Source organism: Paenibacillus sp. FSL R7-0189, from assembly GCF_037969925.1.
GTDB classification, from domain to species: domain Bacteria; phylum Bacillota; class Bacilli; order Paenibacillales; family Paenibacillaceae; genus Paenibacillus_AQ; species Paenibacillus_AQ odorifer.
The window spans coordinates 4,838,184-4,859,432 of sequence record NZ_CP150223.1 but is presented as its reverse complement, the minus strand read 5'-3'; the positions used below and the strand labels follow the sequence as shown (position 1 = coordinate 4,859,432).

16 protein-coding genes are annotated in these 21,249 nt (G+C 44.7%); all 16 read right to left on the bottom strand.

Features of this window, described 5'->3' with window-relative positions:
* Positions 1–30 precede the first annotated feature (30 nt).
* Entirely contained in the window at positions 31–1,698 is a 1,668-nt protein-coding gene (locus MKY63_RS21140; protein ID WP_076130770.1) for an extracellular solute-binding protein, read from the bottom strand.
* Positions 1,695–3,101, bottom strand: a complete 1,407-nt coding sequence (locus MKY63_RS21135; RefSeq protein ID WP_076215694.1) for a response regulator — start codon at positions 3,099–3,101, stop codon at positions 1,695–1,697. Before MKY63_RS21135 ends, MKY63_RS21140 begins: the two co-directional genes overlap by 4 nt.
* Complete coding sequence (locus tag MKY63_RS21130) at positions 3,094–4,839, bottom strand: histidine kinase (protein WP_076215698.1); 1,746 nt, start codon at positions 4,837–4,839, stop codon at positions 3,094–3,096. The genes MKY63_RS21135 and MKY63_RS21130 overlap by 8 nt, the downstream gene beginning before the upstream one ends.
* A 134-nt stretch (positions 4,840–4,973) precedes the next feature.
* A complete protein-coding gene (locus MKY63_RS21125; protein ID WP_076215702.1) occupies positions 4,974–6,809 on the bottom strand; it encodes an ABC transporter substrate-binding protein in 1,836 nt (611 codons plus the stop codon).
* A gap of 91 nt (positions 6,810–6,900) precedes the next feature.
* Positions 6,901–7,797: a carbohydrate ABC transporter permease gene (locus MKY63_RS21120; protein ID WP_036685756.1), complete on the bottom strand. Its 897-nt coding sequence runs from the start codon at positions 7,795–7,797 to the stop codon at positions 6,901–6,903.
* Between the two features lie 17 nt (positions 7,798–7,814).
* Positions 7,815–8,774 carry an ABC transporter permease subunit gene (locus MKY63_RS21115; RefSeq protein ID WP_076215705.1) on the bottom strand — a complete coding sequence of 320 codons (960 nt, stop codon included), beginning with the start codon at positions 8,772–8,774 and terminating at the stop codon, positions 7,815–7,817.
* A gap of 1,714 nt (positions 8,775–10,488) precedes the next feature.
* Complete coding sequence (locus MKY63_RS21110; RefSeq protein WP_076275426.1) at positions 10,489–12,045, bottom strand: MDR family MFS transporter; 1,557 nt, start codon at positions 12,043–12,045, stop codon at positions 10,489–10,491.
* A 40-nt stretch (positions 12,046–12,085) separates the two neighbouring features.
* Positions 12,086–12,757, bottom strand: a complete 672-nt coding sequence (locus MKY63_RS21105; RefSeq protein ID WP_038572381.1) for a hypothetical protein — start codon at positions 12,755–12,757, stop codon at positions 12,086–12,088.
* Complete coding sequence (locus tag MKY63_RS21100) at positions 12,750–13,436, bottom strand: hypothetical protein (protein WP_036685749.1); 687 nt, start codon at positions 13,434–13,436, stop codon at positions 12,750–12,752. Before MKY63_RS21100 ends, MKY63_RS21105 begins: the two co-directional genes overlap by 8 nt.
* Before the next feature lie 12 nt (positions 13,437–13,448).
* Positions 13,449–14,093, bottom strand: a complete 645-nt coding sequence (locus MKY63_RS21095) for a YhbD family protein (RefSeq protein ID WP_038572382.1) — start codon at positions 14,091–14,093, stop codon at positions 13,449–13,451.
* A gap of 271 nt (positions 14,094–14,364) precedes the next feature.
* Positions 14,365–16,212, bottom strand: coding sequence for a fibronectin type III domain-containing protein (locus MKY63_RS21090; RefSeq protein ID WP_076275427.1), 1,848 nt, complete (start codon positions 16,210–16,212; stop codon positions 14,365–14,367).
* A 324-nt stretch (positions 16,213–16,536) separates the two neighbouring features.
* On the bottom strand, positions 16,537–17,145 hold the full coding sequence (locus tag MKY63_RS21085; RefSeq protein ID WP_076275428.1) for a 50S ribosomal protein L25: 609 nt from the start codon (positions 17,143–17,145) through the stop codon (positions 16,537–16,539).
* Between the two features lie 210 nt (positions 17,146–17,355).
* Positions 17,356–18,321, bottom strand: a complete 966-nt coding sequence (locus MKY63_RS21080) for an oligopeptide/dipeptide ABC transporter ATP-binding protein (RefSeq protein ID WP_036685744.1) — start codon at positions 18,319–18,321, stop codon at positions 17,356–17,358.
* Positions 18,314–19,297: an ABC transporter ATP-binding protein gene (locus MKY63_RS21075; RefSeq protein ID WP_036685742.1), complete on the bottom strand. Its 984-nt coding sequence runs from the start codon at positions 19,295–19,297 to the stop codon at positions 18,314–18,316. Before MKY63_RS21075 ends, MKY63_RS21080 begins: the two co-directional genes overlap by 8 nt.
* Before the next feature lie 11 nt (positions 19,298–19,308).
* Positions 19,309–20,232 (bottom strand): oligopeptide ABC transporter permease, encoded by a 924-nt coding sequence (opp4C, locus tag MKY63_RS21070; RefSeq protein WP_036685740.1) that lies wholly within the window; start codon positions 20,230–20,232, stop codon positions 19,309–19,311.
* Between the two features lie 16 nt (positions 20,233–20,248).
* Positions 20,249–21,202, bottom strand: a complete 954-nt coding sequence (locus MKY63_RS21065; protein WP_036685739.1) for an ABC transporter permease — start codon at positions 21,200–21,202, stop codon at positions 20,249–20,251.
* Positions 21,203–21,249: the final 47 nt, after the last annotated feature.

The following is a 21,249-nucleotide window of genomic DNA, read 5'->3' as shown; positions in this document are numbered from 1 at the left end:
CAGCCATTAGGCTGTTGAGGCATCCCACGTTTACTTTTGCTTTACGAGCTCAGTAACTTCTTCCGTAATCTCTTCTCCGCCCATACTCTTCCATTTAGCTACAAACGCATCAAAATCACTAAGCGGTGAATCACCCACAATGATATTTAAGAACGTCTCATTCTCCAGATTCTGCAGTTCCGGCCATTTAGTCTTCATAAGCCGGGTGTTCCCATAAAAGACCCCACGCACTCCCTCTATAGCAGTTGAGGTTAACACAGCTACTCCGTATTTATACGCATTTGCTGCTTTCCAGCCTTCAAGATCTTTTTTGGGCTGCTCTGTTTCTGCTACCCATTGATCATAAATGAGCCGGGTATCAGAATTTAATGTATCCGGGTCTATCTTTCCGTGCAAAGCCTGCTGGATATCAGCATAATGTTTCTCAATCGCATCCCTATAATCTATCAGAAGATCGAACGGATAATATGCACGCAGCTGAATGCCTGTCTGCGCAGAGAAATCACCCAGCTTTTTTACCTCCTCTTGATTAGGATCCTGTCTTCTTTCGAGTCTTGTAAACACGTTTAATTGCTTGATTACAGCCTCAGGATGTTCAAACCCTTTACGCACAACAAGATATCGATCTGTTACCGGCGCTAAATGAGCGACAAACTTACCGGAATCGTCAACTGGAGCTGCATATGCTCTCCATTCTGCCTTCGTATCCAAAGCCACTGCCTCTGATAAAGGATAATAAGGCATCCACCAAGGACCAAAAAACATCCCGGATTTACCTGTAATAATAGGCTCCTGAGTTTCCTTATATAGTGCAAAGTCCGGATCCAGCAACCCGCGTTTATACCAATCAGCAAGTTTAGCAAGCGCTTGTTTGGTCTCTGGTGTAATGGAGCCATACACGATATTGCCGTTGTTATCCTTAATCCAATTCGTGGGGAAAGCGTGAAATGCACTAAACACAGCATCCAGACCATTAACTAATGGTTTAGTTCCATATACGATATTTTTGTAGCCGCTTAGACCGACGGTATCTCTTTTTCCATTTCCATCAGGGTCTTTTTCAATAAAAGCTTTGGCAATTTTCTCGATGTCTTCAAAAGTTTGAGGAGGCCGCAGCTCCAGCTTCTCCAGCCAATCCTGACGAACCCAGAGCAGCACGGGAGAGTCAGCATCAATAGCTACATTCGGTAATCCATATAGTTTACCATCGCGGGAAGCGTCCTCTAATGCCTCACCCTTTGTAGAATTGTACATATCCTTGATAAGTTCAGATCCATATATTTTATAAGTCTCTGTCAAATCTTCAATCATATCATTATCAATTAATTTCTTCAGTTGATCCCGATCCACAACCATGGCATCAGGCAAATCGTTGCTATCAATGGCAAGCTGTACCTTTTGCGTAAAAGCATCCTCACCCTTCGCTTCCCAGGAGTGAACCACTTTGATATTCGTAATGCTCTCTAAATAACGGGTGATTGGATTGTTATCGTTACTGTCACCTGTATTAAGCCGCGAGTCGGGAACCTTAAACCCTACTCGGATCACAATCGGATCCTCATATTTGCTATAAGCGATAGAAGTAGCCTCATCCCCTGCCTGAGGGCTTGCAACCGAATCTACAATACCAATATTGTCACGACATGATGTCATTCCAATGACCATAAACACTAGGAGGATAGATTTCCAAAATTTCATATTTGGTTTTTCCCCTCCGCACGGAATTCACTTGGTAATTTACCAATACGTTCTCTGAACAATCTGCTGAAATAACGATCATCCTCAAAACCGGACCGCGAAGCAATCTCACAGACGGGAAGAGTAGTCTCCAGCAGCAGTGATTTGGCGAGCTCCAGCCGCATTCCCCGTAAACATTCACCAAATGTCTCTCCGGCAAAACGAGCGAAACATTGGCTGAAATAACCACGGCTCATATTAATGACGGCTGCTACATCGCTCTGATTGATTTTGTCACCTGCATGGCTCTGCATATAACGAACTGCACGAATAAGACAGGACATAACCTCTTTAGTTAATCCAAGTTCCAGCATTCTTCGTCCCACATGATCAGAAAATCGCCGCAGCCAGTTCTTCCAATGGCACCAGTTCAGATTATGGGAGATGTCCCTTTCCAGTTGAGCAGCATCTTCAGGCTTTAAAAGTAAAGAACTCCAGCTTTGTATTAGAGAGTGTGCAAACGCCAGAAACTGATCAGAACGGGGTTTCTGCTGAAGTATGTTTGCTACAAATTTCTCCCACTCATTTCCATCAATTGTCCACTTCAAATTCTGTGCTTGCTCCAGCAGATTATCCGACTCTTGTTTTGAGTAGGGAGCCGCTGGTTCCTTCTTTATGTCTTCATATTTCAATGAGGTCAAATCCTCAGGTTCAGGATGATAAAATAGAATACGGTGTAATTTCGCAGTGAGCTGTTCCTCCAGTTCCTGCAAGGGTTGATCTCTCAATCCACTGATCAGCGCGGTCTGCCATCGTCCGGATAGCTGGATCTTAAGCTCACGTTTGCTCTCATCTATTGAGAAACGATGTAATAAGGGCGACATCCACATCTCATGAAAAGTAATGAGCGGATTATTTTTCACGCTGGACAGCTGAAATAATTCTTCTTCATTGCACTGATGATATAGGGGCAAATACAGCAGAGCCTTATCAGCAGCCATACGTTTACTTTCCCCACGAACCAGAGCATCCCGTGTATTGTCCTCCCATTTAATACGATCGACAAGACGTCTGATGGTTTCATCCGCATTTTCCATCTCAAGCAGTGTTTTTACAATATAGTCAACGGCTCCTAAACGCATAGCCTCCTGAACATAGTCAAATTCATGATGACAAGTAAGGACAACACAGCGAATGCCTGCGAACCGTTGTCTAACCATTTTAATGAGCTCGAAGCCTGAAATGCCTGGCATGGTCAAATCCACAAATAATAAATCTACTTCCTGCTGTTGAAGCAGCTCCAAAGCAGATTTACCATCACCTGCCTCCCCAACTATAACAATCCCTAAGGATGACCAGTCGATCAGGGATATGAAGCCTTTTCGCACGAGTCTCTCGTCATCGACAACTACAGCCTTAATCATCGAAGTCCTCCTTACCTTTCCTCGGAATCACAATGGATACAACCGTACCTTCTCCTGGATTACTGAACATCTCTAGCTTCATTTGTTCTCCATAATAGGTTCTAAGCATCCGGTTCACATATGAAAAACCAATTCCAAGTCCCCTTTTTTTCGCTCCATCATCAGACAACAGCTGATCTAATGTATCTGCATCCATCCCAGCGCCATTGTCTCTCACACATAGCTGAACCTCTCCTTCACCATGTTTCGTTATCTCAACATCTACCTTGCCATTATCGCTTAATCCATGATAAATCGAGTTCTCCACCAGAGGCTGAAGCAAAAATCTCGGGACAGCCACAGACAATACATCCTCATCAGCTTCAACGTTAAATTCAAATTCATAATCATAACGAATACGCTGCAGCTCCATATAATTTCGAATCGCTTCAATTTCCTCGCCAATGGTAACAATGATGCTTTGCTTGCCCAGATTATAATGCAGCACCTTTACAAGAAGAGTGACCAGCTTGTCGATCTCCTTCTGGCCGTTTAACCGGGCCATCCACTGTACCGTATTTAAGGTATTATGCAAAAAATGAGGATTGATCTGGCTGAGCAACTTCTCAATCTCAAATTGGCTTTTCTGTTTCTCATTATGGGCAACCGCAACAATCAGCTCATTCACCTGTTTTTTCATCTGCTGAAAGTTGGTAAGCACGAAATCAAATTCTTCCACATTCGTATAGGCTACCGGAGCGGTAACATTTTCCGCCATTCGGTTGATTTCAAGGTTGACCTTACGCAACGGACCATAAATTTTCCTCCAGATGATCCAAGCCAGAAATCCGGCAAAAAGAAGGGTGGAGAAGGCAAGTAAGATCATTTTATAAAACCAAGAATAAATTTCACTGTTGAATTCTGATTTTTTCACAACAGCAATAAGTTTCCAGCCCTGAGGACTCGCGTAACGAAACAGATGATATCCGCTTAGCGTTTCATGGGTGAGATTGGAGTTGCTTCCCGCAGCTTTAATAATACTTAGCGGAAGTTTGCCGTCGATCACTTTTGTACTATTACCTTGCTGATTGACCAGCAGATGATTTACTTTCATCCCGTAGGACTCCTGATTGAAGATTTTGCGAAACAAACTATAATTCGTCTCCAAATAAATATAAAGCTTATGCTGGCCCGGCACACGGACAATCCGCTGCTCCGAGAATACGAGATTATCACCAACAGCGTACATAGTGGGATGTGGTCCATAATAGTCAGCCCCGTTATATCGCATAAAAGACGGCAATGTACTGATATCAAAATTTCTGCGTGCGCTCATGTTGGTGAACAGAACGGGATCATCGCTGTCCGGCATAATGTAGGCTGTAAGTCCAATATAAGGGTTCGTAAAATTGACTAGATTGATCTTCTGGTTGATGGAATTCATCATTTGCGATTTGCGAAAAATTTGTTTTTCCTGAATAAATGAGGACATCTCCTGCACAATCTGACCGTCCAGAGCAAACTGCTTGGAGGCAAAATCCATATTGTCGATGGCATTCTCCAGGCTTGAGGCTTCCTGTCTCAGACTAGCGCTGATCCCGTTGCCAATTTTACCTGAAAGGATGGAGTAAATAGAGGTGTAGGTTACGAATCCTACTAAGAGAAGCGGAAGTAATGTTCCGATTACTAGATAGATAAATAAGGTATTGCGTAAGGATTTGACAGCTGGAGTATGACTCCGCAGGGGTACTCTTACCATCTGGATTATCCTCTTCTTTCTATTTGAAAGCGTTTTATATTAATGTGAGAATACCACATTTATCCTTAATTGAATAGAATAAGGCAGAACAGCCTCCACGCCGCCCCGCCTTATTTTATAGTTACTAGCCGTGTTTATTTAACGCTTTTACGGGCCTCGAACAATTCCTCAGCCTTTTTAATCGAGAATTCCATAACTTCGGAATACCCAAGACCATTTACCTTATCATGCATTTCTTTATTCAACTTATCGTATTCCGCTTGATCTTTAGCAAAGACCATTTTCCAGGAAATCTGTTGAATAACCGTACCGATTTGTTTATTCTTTTGTTCCACTGTTTTATCCATGGTTAATGGCTCTTTGCCAGTGAAGCCTTGTGGTGCTACAGCCAATAGATTGTTTTTCTCAAAATACTCCTTAGGAGTCAGAACGCCCATTTTCGCTCTCCAGTCACTATCAAGCTTGGAAGGGTTACGCTCTAGGGTTGTTGTCCACAGATTATGATCGAATGGCTCACTATTCTCTGGATTCACCATCGCCGGAACCACAAACGAGAAGTTCATTTGATTGGAGCCATAGTAGTAGTCACCCCCGCCGTATTCAGCAGGAACTTGAGTATTCTGTTGATCAGTATAAGCTTTCCAACCAAAATCAGTCACTGCAGGTTTGCCGTTTGCATCAATATCCCAGGTCAGACCTTGAGGTCCGTTAGGTACTGCTGTACCACTTCCTGCAGAAATCATTGCACCTTCCGGTGTGTACATCCAGTTAATGAATTCCATAATTCTAGCAGGTTCCTTAGCTTTTGCGCCGATTGCAATAATACCGTTACCACCGTAAACATTGAAACCTGTGGAATACATCAATTCATCTTTGAACGGAACCAGCGCAAAACCTTTACCTTCGGCTGTTCTTTCTGGTGTATTGTAGTTAGCAGCTCCAAGCCATGGGAACCAAGAGAACAATAGACGACCATCTTTGTATTTCGCTACAACATCGTCAAATTTTTGCGTCATAGAGTCCGGATCAACCAGCCCCATCTGGTTAGCTTCAAAATACAGTTTGAGCGACTTCATGTACCAGCTATCTTCGGATAAAAAGTCATAATACTTTTCTTCATCTGCCTTAACATACACAGCAGTATCAGGAATTTCGTCATAGCCCATCATGTTAGCGAACTGTTTAGCCAATGTCATTTTATAGTTGCCATCCCAATCAGACCACATCGAGAAAGCATAGGTTTTTTTGCCTTGTTCATTCTTAGGCTCGAGCTCTTGCATTTTTTTCAGCACAGGCAGATAATCTTCAATCTTTGTAATTTCTGGCGCTCCAATTTGTTGGTAAAGATCAAAGCGCAGGTCTGGACCCCAAGTCATATCTTTTCCTTCAGAAGGTCCGGATGGGTTAGAAGCTACGCTGTTCCCCATACCAAAGACTGATGATCCACCGCCAAAAGCTACCTTTGCTTTCTCAATAGCTTTTGGAAAAGTGCTGGAAATGTCTTTTCCGTATTTGTCCAAAAGACCGTCCTGTGTCCAGTCCAAGAGCAGCTTTCCTTTGATGGCGTTTGGATAGTGGTTCTTGTCGTCACCGAAAATGATGATATCTCCAAGATCTCCGGAAGCCATCATTGCAGAGATTTTGGTATCTCCACCAGTCAGGTTTGAAGCTACAATGTCCATTTCGATGTTGAACTTATCCTTGATGATTTTTGCAAACCATCCGGTCTGTGGACCGGCATAGTTAGCGGTTGTTGAGAATACAGTCAGCTTCAGCGGCTTGGAATGATCAAGCGCTCCGTCATCCGGTGCTGCTGTCTCTTCCGCCGGAGCATTCGTGGCAGCCGACGTAGGTTTCTCTGTGCTCGTGTTTTTGCCCGAGTTAGCCGTATTATTCCCCCCGCCACATGCTGCAAGAACGAAGACCAGGATTACGGATAGCATGACAAGCGATGCTCTTCTTAATCTCATTGCTTTATACCCTCCCTTTCATCTCTTCACTTATAGTTCAACTCTGCTTATAACAGAGGAAAACCCAGTTCTGGTCCAGAGCGGCCACCCATCAGCCTTTAACCGCACCGATCATAATTCCTTTGACGAAAAAGCGTTGGAAGAACGGATACACGATCAAAATCGGCAATACAACGATCATCGTTACAGTCATCCGCACAGAGGTTGGAGTCTGCATATTCGCTGCACTAGCGGCCATATCTGGCGAATTACGAATTAAGGCTGCGAGCGAGCTGGATTCGTTCAAATAACGCCATAATAAGAACTGGAGCGTAAAGTATTTCGTATCTGTCATCAGAAATGCCGTATCAATAAAGGCATTCCACTGATTCACCGCTGAGAAAATCGTAATCGTAGCCAAGATAGGTGTTGTAAGAGGAACAATGATACTCCAGAACACCCGGAAGTACCCTGCTCCATCCATTGACGCCGACTCCTCAAGTGAGGGCGGAATAGCCTCGACGAAAGTTTTGACCAAAATGATATTAAAAGGAGTAATAATGGTTGGCAAAATATAAGCCAGGTAATTATTAGTCAGATGCAAGTTATGCATGGTGATATACCATGGGATCAGCCCTGCGCTGAAATACATCGTAACTACAACACTGCGGTACCAAATACTCCGGCCCCACATTTCCTTTTTGGTGAACAAGTACCCAAGAAATGCCGAAGATCCAACGGTGAGCAAAGTACCAACAACTGTTCTATAAATAGAGACTGTAGCCGCATGACCTAAACCACTGATTCTTAGAACCTTACTATAGTTATCAAAATGGATCTGCCTTGGATAAAATTTGATATACCCTGCTGCGCTAAGATCATTCGAACTGATTGTATTAATGAACAAATAGTAGAATGGATAAATGCATGACAGGGTGAACAATCCAAAGAGTGTGTAGATAATAATTTGAAAGATTAATTCTCCAGAAGTTAGTTTTTTCTTTCTCAAATGGGATCACCCCTGCCTTAAATGATAGATTCGTCACGCACCATCTTGGATAAGGTGTTTGCCGCGAACAGTAGAATTACACTGACGACCGACTTCAGCATACTGACAGCTGTGGCAAACGGAAAGTTGTTAGCGAACGCAATATTGTATACATAAAGATCCAGCACTTCTATGGAATCTTTATTCATCGCATTTTGAAAGGCAAAGTACTGCTCCATCCCGTTATTGACTAAGTTACCTATGGAGAGCAGCAGTAGGACAAAGAAGGTTGGGATAAGACCCGGAATGGTAATATGCCAGATTTTACGGAACCGGCTTGCACCATCCACCTCTACGGCTTCATACAACTCCTGATCAATGCCTGCGATTGCAGCAAGATAGAGAATGGCACCCCAGCCTAACGATTTCCACCAATACCAAATGATCATCGTGACCCAAATATTCGAGCTGGAGGCTAAAAAGTTATAACCCTCATCAACGATTCCAAGCTGCACTAAAATATGTGTGATGACCCCGTTATCAACGGAGAACAACGAGAAGGCCAATGCATATACCAGAATCCAGCTGATAAAGTTCGGAATCGTGGTTAGCGTCTGCACCATCTTGCGATACCAGCCTGACTTAATCTCGGTCAGAAAAATCGCAAAGATCACTGGAAATATCGAGGTAATTAGTCCAAGTGAACTCATGGCAAGAGTGTTCTTCAGCACGCGCACAACCTCTGCGGTCTGTGTTGGATTGGATACAATCGTCTTGAACCATTTCAACCCGACATATGGCGTGTCAGACAACGGTATTCCGGGAATGAAATCATAAAATGCATAAATCCATCCGCTGATCGGCAGATAATAGAAAATAAAGGTGACAATAAGAAACGGAAAAGCCATGAAGAACAATTTATGTTTGTTCTTCATCTTCCAGCGGGATCGATGAACCGGATCGACGCTGGGAAGTAATTCACCAGAAGGTACCCCCATGTCGGAATCTCCTATACCCAGATTTTGATTACGTTTTCATAGTATCAGAACCTTTATGTATGGCGAGATAGAACACAGAACGGCCTCACTGGAGAACCGTCTGATGCTTGTGAACCAAATTCGCATATATTTCGACCATTTTCTACCTAATCACTGTGGGTCTAGTGATGGAGAGCCTACATGCCTTTTGGCTTATAAAAAGCGGCAGGATGACGGGAATTCCCCTCATCCTGCCGCTGAAAGAGATGGTTTCTAAGGAGCGCTTGGGAGCTATGGGCAACTAGCCCCTCCTCGTTCCCTACATCAACTATGGTACGTTTTTCCTCTTCATCTGCTACATCAACTATGGTGCGCTTTGTCCTCTTCGTCCGCTACATCAACTACGGTGCGCTTTGTCCTCTTCGTCCGCTCCATCAACTATGGTGCGCTTTGTCCTCTTCGTCCGCTCCATCAACTATGGTGTGCTTTGTCCTCTTCGTCCGCTCCATCAACTATGGCTCGCTTTGTCCTCTTCGTCCGATACATCAACTATGGTGCGCTTTGTCCTCTTCGTCCGTTATGGTCTTTCACACTTCATAGATCTTGCATCGGACCCAGATGCACTTATTTCCGGGATTCAACACATTTTCTCGTACTATCGGACTCAGGTGCAGCTATTCACACAAATATAGTCCAAATATCAGCAAATTCATGCCCATAAGAGCAATACAGTCCGAAACTACCGCAAAGTAGCTTAAAAATCAGCAATAGCGACTATACTGTCCGAAACACACTTCATGCTGCGAAATCAGGCACACGTCTATCGAGAATTCATCGCATTCACTCATACAGTCTGACTCATTCTTGGATCCACCGCATTCCCTCATGCTATCGGACCCAGATGCACTTATTTCCGGGATTCAACACATTTTCTCGTACTATCGGACTCAGGTGCAGCTATTCACACAAATATAGTCCAAATATCAGCAAATTCATGCCCATAAGAGCAATACAGTCCGAAACTACCGCAAAGTAGCTTAAAAATCAGCAATAGCGACTATACTGTCCGAAACACACTTCATGCTGCGAAATCAGGCACACGTCTATCGAGAATTCATCGCATTCACTCATACAGTCTGACTCATTCTTGGATCCACCGCATTCCCTCATGCTATCGGACCCAGATGCACTTATTTCCGGGATTCAGCGTTTTTCCTCGTGCTATCGGACTCAGGTGCAGCTATCCACACAAATATAGTCCAAATATGAGCAAATTCATGCCGATAAGAGCTATACAGTCCGAAACTACGGCAAAGTAGCTAAAAAATCAGCAATAGCGACTATACGGTCCGCAACACTCCACGCATCATTCTTAGGCGCACTTCTATCAAGAATCCATCACATTTGCTCAAGCTATCGGACTCATTCTTGAATCCATGACATTCCCTCATGCTATCGGACTCATTCTTGGATTCATCGCATTCCCTCATGCCGTCGGATCCAGATGCTCTTATTTCCAGGATTCATCGCATTTACTCATCCTTCAACGCAGCTCCCTTACTTCGTGGGTTCATGCTCATTTGTACTCCCAACCACACATAAAAAAGCAGCCTCTCAAATGAGAAGCTGCTCCATCACTTTACAACCATAGTTTGTTTACACCAATCACTGCATTCCGTATAATACGCACTAATTTCCGCTCATTATTCGAATGCCCAACGTCTTCCGCCACAGCCTAATGCCCGGGCGTCTTAACTTCCCCCTCCGCGGAGGCATCCATTTTCTGACGCCCCATAAAAAAGGAAGCCAGCAAAGCTAATGCAGCTGGAATAACCGCCCAAGCGAAGGTGTTCGCAATGGAAGAGGAAAGTCCCTCTGTAATTTTGCTCAAAATTTCCGGTGGAATGAGTGCTCTAGTCTCAGGCGACAGCAGGGAATGCGGATCTTTAAAATCCATAGCCCCCACAGCCCCCACAGCCCCCGCAGAAGCAGCTCCTCCTCCATTTGCTGTGAGCAACTTAGTTAGACTGCCCGAGAAATAATGGCTTTGAATAATGCCAAATGTGGTAATTCCGATGGTCATGCCAAGCGAACGAATGAAATTTAGTGTTGCGCTGGCGGAGCCGCGTTGCTGCGCTGTCAGACCATGAATAGCTGCTGTGCTTAACACAGAGAAGGAAGCGCCGATGCCCAATCCGATTAAAATCATGTACAAGGTAACCAAGAGACGTGAAGCTTCCGGAGTAAGCGTTGCTACCAGTCCTGTGCCGATCACCAAAAGTACAAACGTAGGTATCAGCAGATTGCGGTAACTGGTTTTTGCCATCAGGAATCCTCCCGTTGTGGCGGTAATTACTGAGCCGACCATCATCGGCAGCAGGACAAGTCCTGAATTGGTAGCCGAACCCCCCAATACACCTTGAATAAAAATAGGAATGTATACGGAGGCCACAATAAATGCAGCACCGCTAAATAGCGCACACAAAATGCTGACGGCGTACAGTCTTTTTTTGAATAAAGCAAAGGAAATGATCGGCTCTTTCGCTCTCGTCTCTACAAAAAGGAACACTGCCGCCAATATAGCAAAAGCTGCAAATAAGCCGAGGATCATCGATGAGCCCCAAGCGTACTCTTTTCCACCCAGCTCCAACGCAAACATTAAGCAGATGACAGAGCCCAGCAGTGTGCCCGCACCCAGCCAATCAATAGGTTGTTTAGAATGCTCGTGTGATTCTTTATAAAAGAATACGACCATCACAAAAGCCAACAGTCCAAGCGGCAAGTTAATATAAAATATCCACTGCCAAGCAATATGATCGGTGATATACGCGCCTAGCAATGGACCAAAAATACTTGATAATCCAAACACCGCACCAAATGCACCGCCCAGCTTTCCCCGTGTCTCCAGTGGTACGGCGTCGAACATTATGGCAAAAGCAATCGGCACTAGCGCGCCGCCTCCAATTCCCTGAACCGCCCGATAAGCAGCCAACTGAGTAATTGTATCTGCCGTCCCGCAAAGCGCCGAACCTGCCATAAATACAATAATCCCAAAAATAAAAAACTTTTTACGCCCATACATATCAGACAGCTTGCCAAAGATAGGCATCCCCGCCATCTCAGCTACGAGATAAGCTGATGTTACCCAGACAAATTTGTCCATACCGCCTAGTTCCCCAACAATATTGCCCATTGCTGTAGCAACGATGGTGCTGTCCATGGAGGCCATCAGTATTCCTAACAGCAGACCTGCGATAACAATGCCCAGATTGGGCGCTTTGGCAGCACTCATTTATTCCACTCCCCATTGTCAAAAGATCTATAACTATGTGTTACAACTTCACTTGATGCCTCACTATTGCATTCTTGTGAATCTCCAAAACACTACGGTATTCCACAGTATCAATCTCACAGTCCACACCGATGATTACCCGATCTCCTCTGACAATATTTGCTTTTGTATTATTCAGCTCTATCGTATCGCCTTCAATGAGCCCAGCCTCAAAAAGCACTTTAGGATTCTGCTTCATCAAATGCAGGAATTTTCCGGTCTTGCTTTTTTTGATCGTTAAAGCACTGCCTCCAACCTCTTTCGCTCTACTTATTCCATATAAATTGATCTCCAGTTGCTCCGCACTTAGCAGTCCTGCCACATTGAGAGCGCCCGAAATACGCAGATGTTCACCTTCACAATCACCATTGACCTCCAAATTACCATTAAGATGAATATCGTCGATTTTTACGGAGGTTGCTTTAATTTCACCCTGACCCCGCAAGGAATCCCCTTCAAGATTACCCAAAAGTGTCATCTCACCGGTTATTTTCATTTTGGTCATTAGCAGGTTTCCATCTACTCTGGCATTTCCAGTCAGGCTCAGCTTCTCACAATCTACATCACCTGCAAAATGACCTTCCCCAGTAACTTTAATGTCCCGAAAGAAGCCTCCCGCTGAGGTCGTTGTGCCTATTATTTTCAAATTACTCCGAGTTGTTTCTTCACTCACCGATCTTCTCCACCTTTCCAACCTTTGCTTCTGGATGTACTGTGATCTGATCACGATACTCTATCCGTTCGATAGTACAGCCTGGCCCTACAATCACAATATTGCCCCTGATAACATCCGCTATTGTATACTCTAAATCAATAAAATCTCCTTCAATAGTCCGAGCCCGCAGCTCCGATCTTAATTTAGGGATGATTCCACTTAACATTTTGCTCCAGACTCCACTATTCGTTTGCCGGATCACTAGACTCTCCACACCAATTTCATGCGCCTTTCCCTGCCCTTGCAGTTTGAAGTCTACATGTCCTGCACTAAGTAAACCTCCGACACTAAAGCTTCCTTCCCCCGCAAAATCCTCAAGCTCACAATCACCCTTGATATTCAGCATTCCATGAAGAGTGCAACTTTCTCCCCGAAAGCTCTCACCGACAGTAATCATTCCATCCACCTTTAGGGAGTTAAAACGCAAATGTCCCAGCACTTTCATCGTCCCATTGCATTCCGCTTCTTCCGCCGAGAGATCATTCTTCAAATTCATATGCCCATTTCCTTTAAAAATTCGCGTCACGATGGGTCCCGTTACTTTGCCTACACCATCGATTTGCACACTGTTATAAGTACCTCCTGCCCCCCCGCTGACTCCGTTTATAATCAGATCCGGCAGCTGTCGTTTATCCATTACAGTAACCCCCTATTCAACAAGCTTAAAAGCAAGCTTACCTTTCAATTGTTCTATTACATCTGCACTGAGTATTTTACTGACCAGCTTTACCCCTTCATCGAACCATAACTCCGCTGGTGCCTGAGCCAGAATAAAGGATGACACCCCCATTTTGCGGATAAAAAACAACTCCCAGCTTTCACTCTCAAGATTGGAGGCTTTATTCATTAAGGTTCGAAACAGGAGCTCTGCTTCCTCCATATTCATCTCCCCTGCACTAAGCAGGCGGTCTACAGCCAATAAATAAGTGAGCTGATCGAAGCTATATCCATTCTTGACACCAAGCCTCTCTCCAAATTTCCCCAGTGTCACTGACGAAACAATGTTACGTTCTATAATTTCCGCAGCAGATACACTTACTCTGTCAAAAGAAGCCTTATCTGACAGCTTATCAGCCATTTCATCCAAAGAAAGTCCATCTTTCATATTCACAATATTATCGATACGGGACAAGATCATGTCTTTTGGAAAAAAAGTCTCCTGTCCAGTAAACGTAGATTTACGGATAAACCATTCCTCTGGAATCAACTGCTTCCGCTTCCAGCGGTACAATTGCCCATAGGATATACCGGTTAATTCCAATAGCTGCTTCTTCGAGATCAAATCCTCTTCCATGCTTATCACTCCTTGAAGCCATCGTAACATAACACTGTTACGTTGTAAAACCAATAAAATAAACTCACCTCATACCTACCTACGCTAGTGACCATCGAGTCCTAACGTCTCCCCCAAAGATTTTAAAGCATACCTTAAGAGCAGACCTCCGTCTTGAGAAGGATTTAACGGTTATTCACTATTTTTCCCACAAAAAAAGACTGCCCCCGCCGCTTATAAATGGCAGCATGGAACAGCCTTCTCTTAGAATGATTTTTACGAACTGCTAATCTTACTGAACAAAAGTATAATGTGCTGAATCATATTGCGGGCCGGATTTCTCATAAGTGAACCAGTACTCAATACTGCTGCCAGCGCTTAATCCACTCACCGTCTGCTTCCATGTTCCTGAGTTATTAGTCATCCGGTAATTAAGCTGGGAACCACCGCTAATCTTGTAATGTACATCTACATAAAGAGCACTGGTTACAGGTGTAATATACACACTCGCCTCTGTAGCAGAAAGTCTCGTTACCCCTGCTGTAAAGTCAGCCGTCACATGATCACCGCCTCCGCTGCCTCCAGTGGAATTAGTAGTAACTGTTGCGGTATTACTAGCGGAGGATAAATTACCTGCTGCATCCGTAGCTTTTACTGTAAACGTATAGGCTGTGCTTGGAGTAAGTCCACTAACAGTAGCTGTAGTTCCCCCCACAGTGGACACCTGCTGTGTTCCGCGATAAACAATATAACCTGTAACGCCAACATTATCGGTAGAAGCGGACCAGGTTAAGCTAACTCCTGTATCCGTCTTACTGGTTACCGTTAGATTAGCGGGAGCGGTTGGCGCGGCTGCATCCCCAGTATTACCACCACCCGTCAAATATTGACCTGTGAATGGATTAAACCGGTGCAGGGACATTATTAACCAGCCTGTGCTGGAAACACAGTTTTGCTGCGCCATCACCCAATAACTGTTGCTGGACCCTTTCAGCGAGTAGGGAATACCCCCGAGCGAAGCACCGCTTGTGCCTTGTTTTTTAATAATCTCTGTATTAATGGCGTCTGCCTTTGAGGCATTGCCTTGCAGATAATAAGCGAGTGACATGAATGCGCTTCCTTCAAACCATACGTCAGCACCCGTATTGCCAATTTGATTTCCGTTATCGTCATACGCCGGCAATACTTCGTCTGTCCAGTCAAAATCGTATCCGGTGAGCGTATTCCCAGCATCATTGTAAGTAAGCGTCTGCTTGTAACGCGGATTTGCTAGTGTTCCCGGGGTGCCGGAGGCATTTTCCACATAGGTTAAGCTTGCGCCGTAGTTATGGGCCCCGGATACGCCTAAAGCTAACACTCCCCAAGGGTTCACGTCTAAAGGTATTTTGGGGTCGATCAGATTTGTATCGTTTTTCCAGCCCCCCTTGAAACGTTTGACAGTGTCATCCCACACATAATTATCCAGGAAGGTTTTGACTCCAGAAGCCGCACTGTTATAAGTGGCTGCCTTTGAGGAATCCACCGAAGCATAATACTGCAATACCCGGTAAATATCGATATTGTGCTCGGTTGAGCTCCAAGGCTCATCGGAATTACTCCAACCACTCCATCCTCCTGCAATACTGCCATTAGCCTTTTTATACTGTAAACTCCAATCGAGTGCTTTAAGTGCCATCGGACGATACCGTGTATCATTATATTGCTTCTCATAAGCCATAGCAGCCATTGCCATCCATACAACGGGTCCCACATGTTTACGGATTTCTTCTCCGAAGCCGTTGTTATACCAATAAGAATTCAGCCAGAAGCCGGAAGGATCTTGAATGTCCCGCATTTTGTTCAAAACCTGCTCTGCCCGCGTCCGTTCACCCTTTACAATAAAGGCGATAGCTGCAACCGCTTGATCATACGTGTATACAATCTGTTTGGGGTTGTTTGGTCCCCAGAAATCTTCAAAGCTATCTACCAGTCCCTCAAAAGCATACCCCGCTGTTGCATCCTGCTGGGCTTTCAACCAGATTAAAGCACGATTTGAAGCGTCACTTGCAGCATCTGCATTCGCTTTTCCACCAAAGGGTAGAGCTACCCCAAGCACCAGCAAACTTGTCATTAAGATCGAAAACAGCTTCCTCATCTTCATAACTTTCCTCCTCTTAATCATGATGAACTAGGCAATGAGAGTTCTTTGAAGCATAAAAACTAAAGCGTTTTCAAACAGCAACAACAGGGACTTTTGAATATTTCACCATGGTAATTGTCCTCATTTTCAGGCTTAGAAACCCGTTCGTCAACGATTTTATGTAAATTTTTAACTAAATGAGGCGAAACAACCAAAATTGCCATTTGAGAAACCATACGAAAGACCAGCATATTTTTTATGAATTCATATTTATGAAGGCAAAACAAAAAGAGCAGACAGCTCCTTTATAAGGATTCTATCTGCTCTTTACTATTTATCTCTATACTATTCTGCTTTATCTTCGCCAGCAGTTTCAGCTGCAGCGGGTTCAGCAGTATCTTCTTCTGTTGGCTCTTGCGCTGCTGGAGGTGAAATACGGACAATCAAAGTGTCCTCAGGCGTTAATACTTCCCAGCCTTCATGCTTCGGCAAATCAGATACCAGCAATTGATCACCAATATCTAGTCCACTGATATCCACTTCAAAGGATGCAGCTATTTTATCTGGAAGTGTGCGAATATCCAGCTCATGCAATTCAATTTGTTGCACGCCGCCGCTCTTCACACCTACTGGTTCACCTGTAAAGTGGAACGCTACTTTGGTATCCAATTTGGCCTTCATATCAATCTGCTGAAAATCAATGTGCAGCAGTTGTTTGGAGATTGGCTGACGTTGGATTTCTTGAATAACCACGTTCTTTTTGCCCGCGTCTGGCAATTCCAAAGTAAGAACAGCCCGTGGGTTGCTGGCTAAAATACCTGAAATTGTCTTAGCATCCGCTGTAAAGGACTGGCTATCTGAACCTGCACCGTACACGACTACCGGTACAAAGCCTTTTCTGCGCTGTGAAGAAGTCGAGCCGGATCTTTCTGTCAAACGTACTGTTGTATTCACGATGATTCCTCCTAAGTAGGGATTTTATACTAGACCGATTAGATATGTACGCCTAACCTAACCACTCTCTAATTACCCCATTGACCTGGCTTTGAAACCTCTCAAGACTTTTGAGCCCAGGCAAAAATAAGGTCAAATTGTATTATTATACAATTCAACATTAATTATTCATGTCTTAGGAGTAAATCATTGCTATATTTGTGACAACTATCAAACTAAATGACAAGCTACAAAATGGTTACTGCCAACATCACGAAATACCGGGATTTCAGATCTGCAAACCTCTTGCGCAAAGGGACAACGGGTATGGAATTTACAGCCAGAAGGCGGGTTCACCGGACTCGGAATATCTCCCTTAAGTACAATCCTTTCCCTTTTCAGCTTTGGAATAGGAATCGGAACAGCCGACAGCAGCGCTTTGGTATACGGGTGGAGCGGATTCTTAAACAGTTCATCTCTTGATGCCGTCTCCATCATAGAGCCCAGGTACATGACACCGATTCTTGAACACAAATGCTCCACAACACTCAGGTCATGGGAGATGAACAAATACGTTAACCCTCGACTCTGCTGGAGCTTACTGAATAAATTAATAATCTGTGCTTGGATGGAAACATCCAGTGCTGAAACTGGTTCGTCTGCAATAATCAGCTCAGGATTCAAAACAAGCGCACGGGCGATCCCGATCCGCTGCCGCTGCCCCCCGGAGAATTCATGCGGAAAGCGATCAATATGATAAGAAGATAAACCGCAAGCCGCTAGCGCTTCAAGCACCAGATCTCGCACCTCGGACCTTGAGCATAAACCATGATCTAGTAAAGCTTCACCAATGGCATCACCTATACGAACCCGTGGGTTAAGAGAGCTATAAGGATCTTGGAAGATCAACTGCATTTGGGGTCTAATATTGCGCAATTCAGCGGGCGACAGGGAGTGAATGTCTATCCCTTTGAATTTGATCTCACCTGCCGTTTTATCCGTTAGCCGTAAAATCGTCCGTCCGACTGTACTTTTGCCGCTCCCAGATTCCCCTACAAGCCCAAACGTCTCCCCAGGTTGAAGTGTGATGCTAATATCATCAACAGCCTTCACATGCCCAACGGTTCGATTAAGCAGCCCCTTAGTAACAGGGAAATATTTCTTTAAATGATTGACCTCAAGCAGTGCCTCAGGCATGAACAACCGCCTCCTCATACAACCAGCAAGCTACCTTTTGTCTGCTGGCCACCTCTTTAAGCCGGGGCTGCTGGCTGACACATACAGGCATGCAATGCTCACAGCGGTCATGAAAATAACAAGAGGGCACCAGCTCAAGCGGATTTGGCACTTGACCTGGAATGGAATACAGCTCATCCTGTCGCTGATTGATTACCGGCTTCGATTTGAGCAGCCCTTTTGTATAGGGATGTTTGGGGTTGTTGAACAATTCAACAACTTCCCCCTCCTCCACAATCTTTCCGGAATACATAACAATCACATAATCGGCCATCTCTGCCACTACACCAAGATCATGGGTGATTAGTAGAATGGACATGCCCGAGCTATCTTTAATTTCACGCAGCATATCCAGAATTTGCGCTTGAATCGTTACATCCAGCGCCGTGGTCGGTTCATCAGCAATCAATAGCTTTGGACTGCAGGCAATGGCAATAGCAATCATAATCCGCTGCAGCATACCTCCACTTAATTCATGCGGGTAACTATCAGCAATTTGCTCTGGTCGTGATATGCCTACCTGCTTAATCAGTTCAATCGCCCGGATACGCGCCTGTTTCTTGTTCATCTTCAGATGTACAATCAGCGGCTCCATGATTTGCTCACCGATCTTGATTACAGGATTAAGGGAGGACATGGGCTCCTGAAAGATCATCGCGATCTCATTCCCGCGGATGGTTCGCAGTGTGTTTTTGTCCATTTTCAACAAATCTTCACCCTGAAAATCAATTTTCCCTTGGGCTACCTTGCCCCCTGGTTCCTCGACAAGTCCCATGATGGACATCGCAGTCACGCTTTTGCCGCAGCCTGACTCTCCAACGATACATACCGTCTCTCCCTCGCGAACACGGAAGCTTACATCATCAACGGCTTTCACTTTTCCTTCTTCCGTGAAGAAGTATGTACTTAGACCGTCTATATTCATTAAATCACTCATCTGAGGGTCACCTACCTCTTCTGTTTAGGATCAAGCACGTCCCGGAGTCCGTCTCCAAAGATATTGATCGCGATCACTGTCGCAAAAATCGATAACCCTGGTGGAATCCACAGCCACGGCCGATCCTGAAAGTCGATCATATTATTCGCAGCATCAATCATATTGCCCCAGGTTGGAGTTGGCGGCATAACACCTAGCCCAAAAAAGCTAAGAACCGATTCACTCAATATAGCGCCACCGATGTTAAGTGTAGCCATAACGATCAGTAACGGAACGATATTCGGCAGCAAATGATTAAATAATTTACGTCGGTCACGGAGGCCTAATACTACCGCCGCCTGCATAAACTCACGTTCACGCAGGCTAAGCATTTGCCCCCGTACCATACGTGCCATACCCGGCCAGCTAACAATACTAAGCATCAGCATAACGATATACATCCGATAATCCGTTGGAATCTTCCACTCCGATAATAACGCACCAAAAATAAAGAGCAGTGGCAGACTCGGGACCGTCAATAAAAGATCCGCAATCCGCATAATGATTTGATCGGCAATACCGCGGTAATACCCAGCAATAGCCCCCAAAAGAGCACCGATGAACACCGAAAGAACCATTGATGCTAGTCCTACGGTCAGTGAAATGCGCCCCGCCTGCATTACCCGGGTCAGAATATCTCTGCCCAATGCATCAGTGCCCAGCCAATGCTTCATATTGGGTGCCTTGTTCATCATAGCCATATTAATTTTGTTATCCGTATAAGGTGAGAACAGCGGACCAATAAAACAAAGCGCAAACATAAAGATCACCACCACAAATCCGGATACCGCCAGCTTGTTCTTCAGCAACCTCCGCATGGATTGCCGGAATAAAGAGGATTTTCCTTTGGTGGTCTGCGGCTTCGCGATCCCAGCTACATTACTTTGAACTGCCACGTCAGCTTCCTCCTCTCTATAGCCGAACTCTAGGATCGGCAATCCGGTACAAAACATCCGAAAGCAACGTTCCTATGACGGTAAGTATGGCAATAAACATCGTAAAGCCCATCAGCAAAGGATAATCCCTTAGTCCGAAGGACTGCATATACAGTTGGCCAATCCCAGGCCAATTGAATATTTTCTCAATAATAAGTGATCCACCAAATAGTGCTGGAAGCTCAAAACCAACCAGTGTAATTGCGGGCAGCAAGGCATTACGTAAGGCGTGTGTAAAGAGCACCTTGCGTTCTTTTAGGCCTTTGGCGCGTGCCGTACGGATATAATCCTGTTTTAAGACATCAATCATATTGCTGCGGAAATAACGGGTGAGCGAACCTAATCCCAGAAGGGTCATAACTACAACCGGCAGGGTCATATGCATTACGATCTCCTTAAAGTAAGCCAAACCCGTAGCATTACTACCCGTGGTGATTATTCCACCTGGAGGCAGCCACTTGAGATCGACGGCCAGGATTTTGATCAGGAATAAGCCTATAAAAAATGACGGCAGCGACATTGCTGCAAATATAGCGATCATCACTAGTGTATCGAACCAGGAATATTGCTTATAGGCAGAGATGACGCCAATAATGACCGCAATCACCCACGTTAGAAACGTAGATACGGCAGCCAGCAAAAAGGAATTCCAAATATAATCATTAAAAAGCTGCAGCACAGGCTTTTGTTGAGCTAAGGAATACCCGAAATCACCATGCAGCGCATTCTTCATCCAGATCCCATACCGTTCAAGCACAGGCTTGTTTAAGCCGTAGATTTCACGAAGCTCAGCTTTGCGTTCAGCGGTCAATTTAATATTTCCGGTTATGAAATCACCGGGAGTTGAAGCATACAGACAGAAGATCAATAATGATGCCGCAAATAAGATGATGACCATGTACAACAGTCTTTTCGATAAATAAGCGCTCATGACAGACTCCTTATGATTCGTCCCCTGCCCTTGAATCCAGTCAGGGC